The sequence below is a fragment of the Pseudoalteromonas sp. Z9A4 genome (assembly GCF_011378845.1).
Classification (GTDB): domain Bacteria; phylum Pseudomonadota; class Gammaproteobacteria; order Enterobacterales; family Alteromonadaceae; genus Pseudoalteromonas; species Pseudoalteromonas arctica.
Map to the genome: position 1 here is coordinate 11,776 of NZ_WTLA01000009.1, position 13,861 is coordinate 25,636.

Genomic DNA, 13,861 nt, shown 5'->3' on the forward strand with positions numbered 1-13,861 from the left:
ATTACTTACTCTTTAATAACCCCATCAAAACCTAAGTTAATAAGCGTATCTATATCATCTTGGCTTGTTACACCTTGAGCCACCACTTTAATGCCAATAGAATGCGCTAACGTGCACACTCCTCGCAGAAATGTTTGGTTATCTAGGCTGTAACTAATATTGTGTCCGTAAACGCTATCAACCTTAATCATTTCAAGACCAAATTCCTGAATTTTATTAATTTTAGTAAATTCAGGGCCCACACGTTTTAATGCTACCTTAGCGCCCATACATCGAGCCTGCTCACAAAAATCTTTAAATATCTCAATTTCGCTAACGGCAATACTTTCACGAATATCAAAACAAATTTTAGAGGCTAAATCAGGAAACGCCGAAAGGTACGTAAGAATCGAAGCAAGTGCAGCATCATCAAGTAGCGTCTGAGCAGATAATTCAACCGAAATCAGTTCACTTGGTGGCTCAATACTATAATGAGCCACCAACGCCTTAATTAAACCCCAATCTAAACGCGCTAATAACTTTAATCGGTTAGCCCACTGGTAGTAGTAACTAGCACGGTATACTTGCCCACCAAGCTTTAGGCTCAACCCTAATTGATTTTGCATTACCTGCCCTGTAAAGCTCGTTACTGGGTAAGTATTTATTTCTAAATTATTATTGTTGAGTGCCTCTTCTATGGCATTTTTCCAGCTAGTTGCATTATCAAACAGCTCACTTTCTTGCTTGATTTGAGCTACTTTTGCTTGTACATCAGATTGTTTACCCGATGATTTTAAAAGTTCATCCGCGCGCTTTAATACATCAAATCGCGTGTCGTCTTTTTGAATATAAGTACAGCTGTGAGGTATCGCTAGCTTAACGTTTTTATACTCTTCAACAAACGATTGATGCATCAATAAAATACGTTCACTGATTGCTTGAATATCATCAATATCACTAAATAAAACGGTAAAATCGCTGTGAGAAATACGTGCAATGTAATTTTCAGAAAAGTGTTCTTGATTGCTCTCTAAGAAGCTAACCAACATCTGTGAAAATCGACGTAGAAAGTTAACCATTTCTACTCGTCCCACTTCCTCACTTACGCGATCGAGGTTAACAACCCTAAATAAAAACAAGGCACCATGGGCATGATCTTTCGATTTTTGTAAGTGAGCCTCAAGCGTTGCACCAAAGTATTCTCTATTTGCTAAACCAGTTAGCTCATCGTGTTGCGATTTAAATCTAAGCTCTTCTAAACGTTTATTATCTTCTTTAATAATACGGCTAAAACGGGTAGATAATTGGTTCATTGATTGCACTAAACGTGCAAACTCAAATGTGCGCGGAACGCTCGATTTAATAAAACGTTTTTCACCAAATGCATTAGCCTGATACACAACATCATCTAGTGGTTTTAATATCCTACTTAAAAAGTAAGCACTAACTATACAAGCAAAAAAAGCGACAATTAAAAAACTAAAAAATAGTTTAAGCGCACTTTCCCATAAGGCTTGCTCAGCATATTGACTATGACTTTCTATAAACAAAGTACCAAACTGCTGCCAACCATCATTTACTTGCCCAACCCCTGGCTGTACATTTAATCCATACATTGCTCTAAACCACTGCGGAGCCGTCGCTTCGAGTTCATCGGTAAACGTGCGTTTAACAATCACCTCACCATTAGGGTTTTGTAGTTCTATTCGCTTATAGTGACCGGTATCAAATGTGGCCGATACTAATAACTCAAGCTCAACGGGGTCCTTGTCTAATTGGCTGATCATTAACGCGAGTGAACTGGCGTTATCTACATTTTTTAAGTACAGCTGGGTCGAAAAATAACTTTTAGCCGAATTAGTGCTAATTAAAACACTACTTATAAAGCCTACAAAAATAACAATTAATAATGCAATCCACAGCTCTTGCCTGAGTGTTATTTTTCGTTTTTTAAGATACTTAGATAAGGAAAATGATGCCATTACCACATAACTCCTTCTTTGGTTGTCTGCTCCAAAATTTTACGCCAGCGTGAAAGTCTTGCTGTTGGGCTGGCTACACTTTTGGTTGAATTATTAGCCCATAAACCTTGGCTGTTAAAGCTAAAAACAGGGCTTAAATCTACACGTTTTGCAGCAGGTAAAACCTTTGTTATTAAACTGTCTAAAATAAGTGGCTGATCGTTTGGTGTAGCAAAATAACCTAACACCATATGTGCTTGCGTTTTGTTAGTGCCCGCAATTTTTGCTTTTACATAAATAAGGCGTAACTTGTCGTCACTCACCCCTAGGGCTCTCAAGCTTATATACTTTGCTATTGCGTAATCTTCACAATCACCTAAGCCTCTGCCTAACGTTTCTAAAGGGGTTGCCCAATAATCGTTTTGTTTCCATAGCAAAATATCAGTTTGGTAGCGTAAATTACGCGCAAAAAAATCATTAACAATAAGAATTTGTTGTTGCTCTGGTTTGTTTTGAGTTTGTACCAACATACTTTGCCAGTTACGTGCAACAGCCGCTCGCGCAGGTCCATATTTTTGACCCATCAGCTCAATAAAGGTATTAAATTGAATAGTTAGTCGGCTTGCAAGCACACCACTAGAGAGTACAAAAAACAGTAATAGGTAGCGCAAATTGGCTTTGCACCATATAAATAATTTAGGATTTAAATGAGTTGGCTTAAACGCCATTTACAGAGCCACTGTTAATATAAGTGGCAATAAAATACATCTGTTGAGCACTACGCAATCTGCTTAAAAATTAATCCTAACAACAGCATAGCACTCAATATAAGAGGATGAGATATTTTGAATAACTTTTTTAATCATTAGGGCGTGTTGACCTTTGTGGATTGAGATTTGTTCAATCTAGGGGCGATTAAATCGCGGCGCGAGGTTTGTAACCTAGTGGGCTAAGTAAAAACCGAGCAACAAAGAGTTGATCGTCCTTAGAAAGAACCCAAAGGGCAGCGCATGTTTGGTATTTATACTACGTTATCGCCTATTCATCGGGAATAACCACACTAAATAGGCTCCGCCTTGCCTAAAAACCAAATATACTGCTGTAAATTCACCCACCAAAGATCAACACGCCCTAGTAATAAGTTACTTTTTTAACTTCGCGTGGTTTTACTTCACCTATGTATAAATCGTGCACACGCTTCATATTAAGCTCAAGCTCGGTCACGTAAGTGTCATCTACCGCGTAAGTTTTAATTATTTGTGCACCTTTAATAAGCCCCTGCACTTTACTTTCTAAGTAATCGTCTTGAGCAATTGAACCTTCCACCGTTGTTCCTGCGGTAATTTTTTGCCCATATACTTGCTCAGTAAGCTCGCGGTAAGCCTCAAGCTTAGAAGCCTTAATTGCCATAAGTTGCTTTTGTGACAGGTTAGCGCCTTTTTGCAGGCTAATAGGTGCATACCCTATCGCTTTTAAAACGGGGTAATTATTTGGCTCTACATATTTATATTCAACATGCTTATCAAAAACGCTGCTACAACCGCCTAAGGTTAAACACCCAAGTGTAATAAGTAATGAAATTGCTCGCATAGCATCTAGCCCTTGTATAGTAATTAGCAGTACATATGCACGTTTAATGCCATTTATAGCATTACTAATAATTACCAAATAACATTGGTACAGTCCTTGCTGTACCTAGTTAATAGCTAACGTTTAATTGGAGTAAAAGTATGAAGTCGTTTTTATCATTGGCATTTGCAGGATTAAGTGTAACGGCATTATTAACCTTCTCCCCTTTTACTAAAGCACAGTGGTATGAATCAACGGGTCATGCGAACGTTCAAAATGGTGATACGAGCGCAGCTAAATCTGCCGCTATAAAAGATGCGATTACACAAGCGTTAGTGTTCTCTGGCGCACGGGTTAGCTCTGTACAAACCCTGGTAGATGGCGTGTTAATGCAAGATCAGCTAAAAATTAGCAGCCACGGCGAAATTCAAAAAATTGAACTAGTCAGCGAAAATAAATACGACAATAAATTTGCCGTTACATTACGACTCGATATTTTTTCTCAAACAGAGCAATGCCCACAAAATAGTTTTAATAAGTTTGTGGCCGTTACACAAAGCCAACTTGTTCATCGTGAACACGCCAAAATGGGTCAAATATTTGACGTAAGCAAAGCGATTAGCAAAAATATTTTTACCTCTCTACAAAAATCAAAAATGAGCGCAGTGCCTATTGCTTACTATAATAATGCAATAAGCGTTGATAAATACTTTTCGCAGCAGCACGACTATTCAAACGCTCAATTAGAAGAAATATCTTCGCGCAGTAACGCTCAATATGTTCTGCTTAGCCAAATAACCAGCCTTTCAACTAGCGACAAACTCAATAACGATTATGCATTTTGGCAAGACGAGGCGTATGAGCGCAGTTACAACATTGAGTTTGCACTGTTTGATGGCACTACCTATGAGCAACTTTGGCAAAATAGTTACCATACTCAAGCAATTTGGCCATTTGAAAAAACAACCATAGTTGATGTTAATAGTGATAGGTTTTGGCAATCACCTTATGGGCAAAGCATAACCGATATCAACCAAGCAGTAAGTTATGACATTCAAGCAGCCATGGCGTGTTTACCTACTCAAGGTAAAATAATGCATATGGAAAATAGCAAAATCGTTATTAACTTGGGTAAAGCTCATGGGTTAAAAAAAGGCCAAATGCTAAGCATTGCGCACCATAACTATTTAACCGACGCGGCAGGTAATATTATGCCGCACACCATCACCACGCTTAATAAAATTCGCGTAGAGCAGCTTTATCAGCAAACCGCAGTAGCAGTCAGTATTGATGACAAACCGCTACCTGGCGTGCAAATTAACGATGTAGTAGAAATAATCAGCCAAGATCTTTAGAGTTTTTTACTCAATTTAGCTTTTAAATTAGGGTGAGCCGATAACCACTCGCCCAATTGTTCTACACCAGATAAATGCGGATAATGCTTTCTGCATGCAAACACCACATTACGCTGCTGATTAGGGAATATAGGCAAGTAATCAATCCCTACACGGTCGGTACATGCCAACTTTGGTACAAATGTAATACCGTCATCCATAGCCACTAACGCTAATAATGTTTCTAAACTATTACCTTTATACTGGTTAGATACATCGACTCCTGCAGAAAAACAAAACTTTTGGGCTTGATCTTTAAAGCAATGGCCATCACTTAACATTAATAGGCTGCATCCTTGAAGATCGCTCAGCGCTACTTTTTTATGCTTAGACAGCGCGTTATCGTGTGATACCGCCACTAAAAAATCTTCTTTGTATAAAGCAACCGTATGGTAATTAATAAGCTCTGGCACATCGGCTAAAATAGCAAAGTCGAGTTCCCCCTTGTTTAAAGCTTCTAAAATTGTTGCTGTTTGCATCTCAATAAACGAAAACTGGCTATCAATAAAGGCCGCTTTCATCGATGTTAATAACGCAGGCAACAAGTAAGGCGCAATGGTAGGAATAATACCAATAGTTAATTTACCTTGTAGAGGCTCGTTAGAAGTAGCAGCAAGTTCTTTGAGTATTTGCGTTTGTTCTAAAATAATCTCTATTTGCGTCAACAAACGTTCACCTTTTGCTGTTAAGGTAACTTGCTTGGTTGAGCGATCAAACAAAGTAACGCCAAGCTCATTTTCGAGTTTTTTTACTTGGCCACTTAATGTAGGCTGACTAACAAAACATGCATCGGCAGCTTTGCGAAAATGTTTATATTGCGCTATTGCTTTTACATATTCAAAATCTTTTAAGTTCATATTCAGCTCTACGTGATAGTTTATAACTATCAGTTTAATACAAACAAACGATTGGAACTATATTTAATTATTCACCATAATGGCTATCAACAAATCAAGAGGAACAAAAATTATGTTAAACAATATCGAAGGTCAAACAATCCCAAGTGTTACATTTGCAACTCGTCAAAATAACGATTGGAAATCAGTAACAACAGATGACATTTTTAAAGGTAAAACTGTTGTAGTGTTTTCACTACCAGGTGCATTCACACCAACATGTTCATCAACTCACTTACCACGTTACAACGAATTAGCAGGCGTACTTAAGCAAAACGGCGTTGACGAAATTGTATGTTTATCAGTAAACGATACCTTTGTAATGAACGCATGGGCTGAACATCAAGAAGCGCAAAACATTACTTTATTACCAGACGGCAACGGCGAATTTACTGACGGCATGGGCATGTTAGTAGACAAGAACGACCTAGGCTTTGGTAAGCGCAGCTGGAGATACTCTATGCTTGTTAAAGATGGCGTGATTGACAAAATGTTCATCGAACCAGATTTACCAGGTGACCCGTTTGAAGTATCTGACGCAGACACAATGCTTGATTACATCAACCCTAAGCAAGCTAAACCAGAACCAGTAAGCATCTTTACTAAACCTGGCTGTCCTTTCTGTAAAAAAGCAAAAGAGCTTCTTGCAGAAAAAGGCTTCGCATATGAAGAGATTGTTATGGGTGCAGGCGCATCACTAACAAGTCTAAAAGCTGTATCTGGTCGTGACACTGTTCCACAAATTTTCATTGGTGGTAAACACATCGGTGGTTCAGACGACTTAGAAAAATACTTTGCTTAATTAATAAGTAAATTAAATACCTAACGTTAGTAGGTAAAAAATAGGGGCTTTTATGCCCCTATTTATTAGAGGAAAAAATACTATGAAAGAATTGCAAACCGATGTTGTTGTTATAGGCGCAGGCACTGCTGGTTTAAGTGCTTATCGTAATGCTAAACAGTTCACACAAAATGTATTAATGATCGAATCAGGCCCATACGGCACCACATGTGCACGTGTTGGTTGTATGCCAAGCAAGTTATTGATTGCAGCCGCTGAAGCTGCACACGCAATTGAAATGGCACCTGCATTTGGTGTTCATAGCTCAAAACCTATCATTGATGGCAAAGCAGTTATGGCACGCGTTAAAAGTGAACGAGATCGTTTTGCAGGATTCGTAGTAGAAGCCGTAGATGAATTACCAGATGGTGATAAAATTCGTGGTTACGCTAAATTTTTAGACACAAACCGCATACAAATAGACGACCACACAATTATTACAGCAAAACGCTTTGTAATTGCCACCGGTTCACGCCCTTCGTACCCTGGCGTATTTAATAACTTTGGCGACAAACTTATTATAAACGACGACGTATTTGATTGGGATGACCTACCAGAATCAGTCGCTGTATTTGGCCCTGGTGTAATAGGTCTTGAAATTGGCCAAGCACTTAGCCGTCTAGGCGTAAATGTAAAACTATTTGGTGTAGGCGGCGCAATTGGCCCACTTACAGATCCAGTAGTAAAAGACTATGCAAATACTGTTTTTGCTGAAGAATTTTTTGTAGATACCGACTCAAACGTATCTGACATGATGCAAGTTGGCGACAAAGCACAGCTAACTTACACCGACAAACAAGGTGAAAAACACACCGAACAGTTTGACTACGTACTTGCAGCCACAGGCCGAGTACCTAACGTAGATAAACTAGGCCTTGAAAACACCGGCATTGAACTTGATGAACGCGGCGTACCGCACGCAGACACACATACAATGCAGTGTGGTGAATCGAACATATTTATAGCAGGCGATGCGAGTAACATGCTCCCATTGTTACACGAAGCATCAGACCAAGGTGCTATTGCAGGTCAAAATGCCGGGCGCTTCCCAGATGTGCGTATAGGTCTGCGCAGAGCTAAAATTGCAGCTGTATTTAGCGACCCACAAATAGCAATGGTAGGCGAAAGCTACAAGAAAATTACCGACCGTTTAGGCCCATGCGGTTGTTTTGAAGTAGGCGAAGTCAGCTTTGAAAACCAAGGCCGTAGCCGAGTAATGCTTAAAAACAAAGGTCATATGCGTGTATATGCGGAGCAAGGCACAGGCTTATTTTTAGGTGCTGAGTTTATTGGCCCACAAGCCGAACACATCGCTCACTTATTAGCATGGGCTGTACAAAACAAAATGACCGTACCAGAAATGCTTGATATGCCATTTTACCACCCAGTAATTGAAGAAGGGTTACGTACCGCCCTTCGCGACTTAAATGCCAAACTTAAATTTGGCCCAGACATTGTAAATTCATGTATGGAATGTGGTCCAGGCGCATAACCTATTTACTACACATACAAACTTACTAAGTAAAAGCCAAAACTAACGTTTTGGCTTTTTTTTATAATTTTTTTAAGCTGACCTCTCAAAAAAAAATTTAGCTGTTACACTTAATTGATAATTCAATTAAAAAGATGGAATAGCTATGCCCAATAATAAATTTAGACTAGTCACTCGCAGCGATTTTGATGGCTTAGTTTGTGCCGTATTGCTTAAAGACTTAGACCTAATTGACGATATTTTATTTGTTCATCCAAAAGACATGCAAGATGGCAAAATAGACATTACCGAAAACGACATTACGACCAACCTCCCCTACGTTGCAGGTTGTCACATCGCATTCGATCATCACCTTAGCGAAACCGTTCGTAACTCAAGCGACATAAAAAATCATATTATTGATCCAGAAGCCCCATCAGCAGCTCGCGTAGTTTATGACTATTATGGCGGCGCTGAAAAACTTCCAAATATTTCTGTTGAAATGATGGACGCGGTAGATAAAGGCGATGCTGCTCAGTTTTCAAAAGACGAAATATTAAACCCAACCGATTGGGTATTAATGAACTTTATTATGGATGCGCGTACAGGACTTGGCCGTTTTCGCGAGTTTAAAATTTCAAATTACCAATTAATGATGAAACTGATTGATGCGTGTAAAGATCAGAGCATACAAGACATTCTAAAAATGGAAGATGTAGCCGAGCGTGTTGCTTTATATAACGAGCATAACGAAAAAGCAAAAGAGCAAATTTCTCAATGCGCTACCGTGCATAAAAACTTAGTGATCCTTGATTTAACCCAAGAAGAAACTATTTACGCCACAAATCGATTTGTTATTTATGCAATGTACCCCGACTGCAATATCTCGATTCATAAAATGTGGGGCCTTAAAAAGCAAAACGTAGTGTATGCCGTTGGTAAATCTATCACTAACCGCAGTTCGAACACCAATGTTGGCGAGCTGTGCTTAAAATATAATGGTGGTGGCCACTTAAATGCCGGTACTTGCCAAGTAGAAACAAGTAAGGCCGAAGCGGTACTGAGTGAGTTAATCAATACAATTACGAGTGATGGTTAATATTAACTTACAATAACCAGAGTCATATAATAGCTCTGGTTATTTTATTTTAGTAGAGTGAGTTTTAATCGCTCTCTTTTTCATATAAATTTCTGTAATAATAAAAGAAATAATGACCTCATGTTAGATACTAAAAACTTCGAAAAAACACTTTATCAAGATACCAAAAAAGCATTTAAAGACATCATTCAAAAATATGGTAACGATCTTTATGTAATGGGTTTTTACCACACAGGCAGCTACTCATTACTTCCAATGTTTAATACCTTATCGGATTTAAAAAAAGTATTTAAAGAAGAGTACGACAATGATGTAAGTAGTTTTTACATGGCTAAATGGAATCCAGAAGACTACCCTACGCTTGAGGATTATTCCGAATACTTTGATGAAACAACTCTAGAGTGTCAAAAACTAGAAAACAGCATTGATTTGTTTCAATCAGATATAGAAGCAATGGATAATTGGCATCAATGGCTTACAACCATGGAGAAAGTGCTCATACAATTAGATACCGAAGGAATATTTTCAAATGGTATCGAACGCGAAAAAATTACTTTAGCAATACTCGCCTATGATGAAGAAGAAAGTATTCAATTTAAAAGAATCAAACGACTTAACCCACCAACTGTTCTAGCACAAATTCAAGCTGACTTTGAAGCCATGATTACAGAGCGTGAAAAATGCGGGCAAGAAGCTTTAAACGCCTTTAATTAAAAAGTGCAACACTACTACATATACGCTATACACAAAGTATAAGGGAGGGAGGTTAAAATATAACTTATTGATTTAATTGGTAGCCCCTGCAAGAATCGAACTTGCAACTGCCCCTTAGGAGTGCATTTTCTTAATGTATTCATATAAACCCCAATGAACAAGCAAAAACAAAAAACCAACTTAACCTATTGTTTTGTAATAGTTAAAAAATACAAAAACAATACACCATTGTTCTTCCTTGTTCTTTGCGGCACAATGCACCTGCTACATATGTGCTACACAGGAAAAGCCGCATGCCAATCAAAGCAAAAATAACATTGTCGAGTATTAAAAGCTTAACGCCAGCAGATAAACGATTAAATGATACAGAAGTCACAGGTTTCCATGCGCGCATTTCGAGTATTGGAGCTATATCCTACTTCTTGTTTTATAGGCACAAGGGTAATCAAGTAAATTATCACTTAGGTTATGATGGGCAAATTACTCCAGCACAAGCTAGAGACTTAGCTAAAAATAAAATCGCTGAAGTAACCCAAGGGATTAATGTTCACGAAGTCAAAAAGCAAGACCGTATTAAAACTAAAGAATCAAAGCTATCTACCTTACAAATCTTTTTAGATGAGAAATACTTTCCTTGGCTTTTATCTCGTAACCCCAAAACAGCAGATAAAACAAAAAAAGCATTCCTGTCAGCATTTAGCAAATTTATGGATTTTCAGTTATCGGCTATTACAGCATGGGAAGTCGAAAAATGGCGTAATAAACGTTTGGCTGATGGAATAAAACCAGCAACTACAAACCGCCAAATAAATTTAATTAAAGGCTGTTTGAGTCGCGCTGTTGAATGGGAAGTAATTGATAGCCACGATTTACAGAAAGTTAAGGCTCAAACTGTAGATAACGCAAAAGTTCGCTATTTATCAAAAGATGAAGAATCTCGTTTACGTGAAAGCCTTGCTAAATTCGATATTAAACATCTAACGACTATCGTTATACTTGCTATAAATACAGGTATGCGCAAGGGCGAAATTCTATCGCTGAATTGGAATGATATTAACCTAGAAAACAAAGTACTCACTGTTGATTTTCAAAATGCTAAATCAGGCAATACTCGCCACATACCTTTAAATACTCAAGCATTTAATGTTTTGAGTGATTGGCAAAAACTATCGGGGAATGTTGGCTATGTGTTTAAAGATAATAATCAGCAACGAATACTAGATTTTAGATATGATTGGGCGGCTTTGTTGGAAGATGCAAGCATTACCGATTTTAGATTTCATGACTTACGCCACCACTTTGCAAGTAAGCTAGTAATGGCAAGTGTTGATTTAAATACAGTACGTGAGCTTTTAGGTCATAGTGACTTAAAAATGACGCTAAGGTATGCACACTTAGCGCCAGAACATAAAGCAGCAGCGGTTAATTTGATTGGATAGTTATTTCAATAAATAACCATGCTAGCTAAATGTTATATAGAAATATTTTTGTTATCGTATTTAGAATAACTCTACTTTTTTTGATGCTGAATTAGGTGATTCGTCATCTGAAAACTTACCACAAAGAGATGCCATTCCTAATTTCTCAGGGTCATTCGGCAGCCCAAACTTAGCCGAAACCCTACTTACAGCAACATCACATTTATGCCATTCTTGTTTTATGTCTAATAGGTAATCAACTCTAGAATAAAAAAGATCGTATATATAAGAATAATTCGGTTTGCCTGTGGTTCCAACAGGTAATCCTAAAGTAAGTAAACTTTGACCTAACTCAGTCTCCTCTATTTCGAGCCGAGAACGTGTTACTCCGTCTTTTTCTTGTGCTACAAAATTAAATGCATATGCATCTAAATCAGTCTTTATGACATAATATCCTATTGATATACGGGTAGCATTAAAGCCATCTATTGTATTTTCAAACTTAACATCGCTAGGGTCTGATAATCGAATAACTTCTCTCGCTGCTGCAATTACCTGTTCTTTTGATTGCCCTTTAAACTCTCTAAGTTTCCATTCCTCTTGAGATATATCTGGCCTCTGGCTCGCACAGCCTGATAAAACTAAAACAGATATAATCATAATAATTCTAACCACGTACTACTCCTAATTCTTATTGGTTATATTAAATCCTTTATTGCACACCGACCAAAATCGCAACAACTTGTTAATCAACGTAATCGGCTTACTAGGGTAAATGACAATCCCTATAAAGCCAAATGTTAATTTTTAAATTCTAATACAAAATATAGATAAATAATAAAACGAATAAACTTAGCTAAGTTAATGATCACTTAATGTATTTCTGATACTTTAAAGCGGCTTTAATCTGTATGAAAATGGAATTAATTAATGATTGAAAAAGAATATTACCGATTAGATGAACTAGAAAAGCGGTTCGATTTATCTTTTAGTGATGTGCTTTATTTAGTTGAAAACTCAAAGCTCGATTTAGCTTTTAGACTCGCTGATAATAAATTCATTATCGGTGGCTGGGCTAAGGGTAACGGCTTTATTGGATATGCCTCTGTCAATTATAGTGGCTTTGCAAGTATCGCTCAGAAGGATCAGCTAACACTCCTCTCAAAGCATAAAACTAACTGTAAATACTTCTGGTTACTGAACAAAGATAAGATAGTTAGCGCAAATTATGACTATCCTTTTGAATCAAAAACACCTAATGCCTTTTTACATACATGGCAACCAAAGCAGCCCAGCAATATTAGTTGGGACAGAATTCCTGCAAAGCTGTTTCCAAAAGAGCAAGAGCACACACTCCATTCGTTTAAAAATGCGATGACTAATACCTTTAAAGCATTAGGTGCAGAGCAATCTAAACCAAACGAATATGAAAAAGAATTTGATGCCAGAATACCGAAGGTACAATTCTACTCAGAGGGAATTAACTTTGAGCTAGCCGATATTTGTATTTTACATGAGGACTTACTAAAAGCTGGTATTGGTAAAACACAAGAGATTGCAGAAGTAACTGAAGCTATTTCACCAATCACAAAAGATATTCAAACTTCTGAAACCCGTACTGATGATTTTCATGAGTTGCTAGTCAGGCTTATAAGCGCAGAGCCAGCACTTACAGCTAAACTTTATTGGCGCAACCTTGAATATGAGCTCGATGATAATAAAGACTATAGAGTATTTGATAAATATAACTTACTAACAGAAATAACAGTTAGCCATATCAAATGGAAAGACAGAAGTGGAAAACCAAGATTGCCGATTAGCTATGATGCTTTTGCTAATAGAGTGTCAAAAGTAAAAAAGAAACTATTTATCAAAAAATAGTAACTAAAAATCATCGATAAGCTCATCCAACTCATCGATAAGCTCATTTAAAAAAATCTGCATTGTAAAACACCTCCTGAAACGTTAATAACTCAGGAGGCACTTATGCCAACCACCACAAACAAACGCGCATTATCAGAAATAGAAACTGCCGAGTATATCGGTATGAGTCGCTCCTTCTTACGTCAATCACGTATGGAAGGCAATCGCACTAATAGAACCCCTGCCCCACCATTTATTAAAATTGGTCGTACTGTACGTTATTTAAAAGATGATTTAGATAACTGGTTAAATAACTTTTGTCGCTTAGAGCATTTAGGTCAAAACCCTAACGGGGGTGATCATGCCTAAGTTAACTAAAGAGCAAACTCGACTACTAATTTGGTTATCGTTAGAAAATACGTATTTCGAAATTTGCCGTGAGATTGGTTATTCATATCGACAAATGAACGGACTACATAGCTATGTTAGTAAGCATGGGCAACCATTTAAATTTGATACGCGAACACTTGGTAAACTAGTTAACGAAGCACTCGTAACAAGTGAAATAATTTATCATTTTGGCGTTAAATATGAACATTACTTTTTGACCAAAAAAGGTCGTGGTTTTGTGTTTGCTTACGCTAACCCTAAATAGC

Annotated in this window: 14 protein-coding genes; 9 read left to right on the plus strand and 5 right to left on the minus strand. The window is 37.6% G+C overall.

Features of this window, described 5'->3' with window-relative positions; all coding sequences use genetic code 11:
* Positions 1-5: 5 nt before the first annotated feature.
* The 3 genes from GQR54_RS08785 to GQR54_RS08800 all read right to left on the minus strand — a co-directional run bounded on the left by GQR54_RS08785 (position 6) and on the right by GQR54_RS08800 (position 3,530).
* A complete protein-coding gene (locus GQR54_RS08785) occupies positions 6-1,961 on the minus strand; it encodes a LapD/MoxY N-terminal periplasmic domain-containing protein (RefSeq protein ID WP_166377234.1) in 1,956 nt (651 codons plus the stop codon).
* Positions 1,961-2,668, minus strand: a complete 708-nt coding sequence (locus GQR54_RS08790; RefSeq protein WP_166377236.1) for a transglutaminase-like cysteine peptidase — start codon at positions 2,666-2,668, stop codon at positions 1,961-1,963. Before GQR54_RS08790 ends, GQR54_RS08785 begins: the two co-directional genes overlap by 1 nt.
* A 403-nt stretch (positions 2,669-3,071) precedes the next feature.
* Positions 3,072-3,530 (minus strand): LPP20 family lipoprotein, encoded by a 459-nt coding sequence (locus GQR54_RS08800; protein WP_024593173.1) that lies wholly within the window; start codon positions 3,528-3,530, stop codon positions 3,072-3,074.
* Positions 3,531-3,670: 140 nt separating this feature from the next.
* On the opposite strand from GQR54_RS08800, the gene GQR54_RS08805 reads away from it, so the two are divergent.
* Positions 3,671-4,864, plus strand: coding sequence for a flagellar assembly protein FlgT (locus GQR54_RS08805; RefSeq protein ID WP_166377238.1), 1,194 nt, complete (start codon positions 3,671-3,673; stop codon positions 4,862-4,864).
* On the opposite strand, the gene GQR54_RS08810 is transcribed toward GQR54_RS08805, so the two are convergent.
* Positions 4,861-5,760: a LysR substrate-binding domain-containing protein gene (locus GQR54_RS08810; RefSeq protein WP_010553232.1), complete on the minus strand. Its 900-nt coding sequence runs from the start codon at positions 5,758-5,760 to the stop codon at positions 4,861-4,863. The genes GQR54_RS08805 and GQR54_RS08810 overlap by 4 nt on opposite strands.
* 112 nt (positions 5,761-5,872) lie before the next feature.
* On the opposite strand from GQR54_RS08810, the gene GQR54_RS08815 reads away from it, so the two are divergent.
* From GQR54_RS08815 to GQR54_RS08835, 5 genes are all read left to right on the plus strand, one after another.
* Positions 5,873-6,601, plus strand: coding sequence for a glutathione peroxidase (locus GQR54_RS08815; protein ID WP_010553231.1), 729 nt, complete (start codon positions 5,873-5,875; stop codon positions 6,599-6,601).
* Positions 6,602-6,683: 82 nt separating this feature from the next.
* Positions 6,684-8,132 (plus strand): dihydrolipoyl dehydrogenase, encoded by a 1,449-nt coding sequence (locus tag GQR54_RS08820; RefSeq protein ID WP_166377240.1) that lies wholly within the window; start codon positions 6,684-6,686, stop codon positions 8,130-8,132.
* Positions 8,133-8,277: 145 nt separating this feature from the next.
* A complete protein-coding gene (locus GQR54_RS08825; protein ID WP_166377242.1) occupies positions 8,278-9,210 on the plus strand; it encodes an exopolyphosphatase in 933 nt (310 codons plus the stop codon).
* A gap of 120 nt (positions 9,211-9,330) precedes the next feature.
* A complete protein-coding gene (locus GQR54_RS08830) occupies positions 9,331-9,924 on the plus strand; it encodes a DUF4303 domain-containing protein (protein ID WP_166377244.1) in 594 nt (197 codons plus the stop codon).
* A 293-nt stretch (positions 9,925-10,217) separates the two neighbouring features.
* Entirely contained in the window at positions 10,218-11,363 is a 1,146-nt protein-coding gene (locus GQR54_RS08835; RefSeq protein ID WP_166377246.1) for a site-specific integrase, read from the plus strand.
* Positions 11,364-11,423: 60 nt separating this feature from the next.
* Here the strand turns inward: GQR54_RS08835 and GQR54_RS08840 are convergent, their stop codons facing one another.
* Positions 11,424-12,017, minus strand: coding sequence for a hypothetical protein (locus tag GQR54_RS08840; RefSeq protein WP_166377248.1), 594 nt, complete (start codon positions 12,015-12,017; stop codon positions 11,424-11,426).
* A 255-nt stretch (positions 12,018-12,272) separates the two neighbouring features.
* Between GQR54_RS08840 and GQR54_RS08845 the strand changes: the two genes are divergently transcribed.
* The 3 genes from GQR54_RS08845 to GQR54_RS08855 all read left to right on the plus strand — a co-directional run bounded on the left by GQR54_RS08845 (position 12,273) and on the right by GQR54_RS08855 (position 13,860).
* Positions 12,273-13,223 carry a hypothetical protein gene (locus tag GQR54_RS08845; RefSeq protein ID WP_166377250.1) on the plus strand — a complete coding sequence of 317 codons (951 nt, stop codon included), beginning with the start codon at positions 12,273-12,275 and terminating at the stop codon, positions 13,221-13,223.
* Positions 13,224-13,328: 105 nt separating this feature from the next.
* Positions 13,329-13,574 carry a helix-turn-helix domain-containing protein gene (locus GQR54_RS08850; RefSeq protein WP_008170945.1) on the plus strand — a complete coding sequence of 82 codons (246 nt, stop codon included), beginning with the start codon at positions 13,329-13,331 and terminating at the stop codon, positions 13,572-13,574.
* Positions 13,567-13,860, plus strand: a complete 294-nt coding sequence (locus tag GQR54_RS08855) for a hypothetical protein (protein ID WP_166377251.1) — start codon at positions 13,567-13,569, stop codon at positions 13,858-13,860. The genes GQR54_RS08850 and GQR54_RS08855 overlap by 8 nt, the downstream gene beginning before the upstream one ends.
* The last annotated feature ends 1 nt before the right edge of the window (position 13,861 follow it).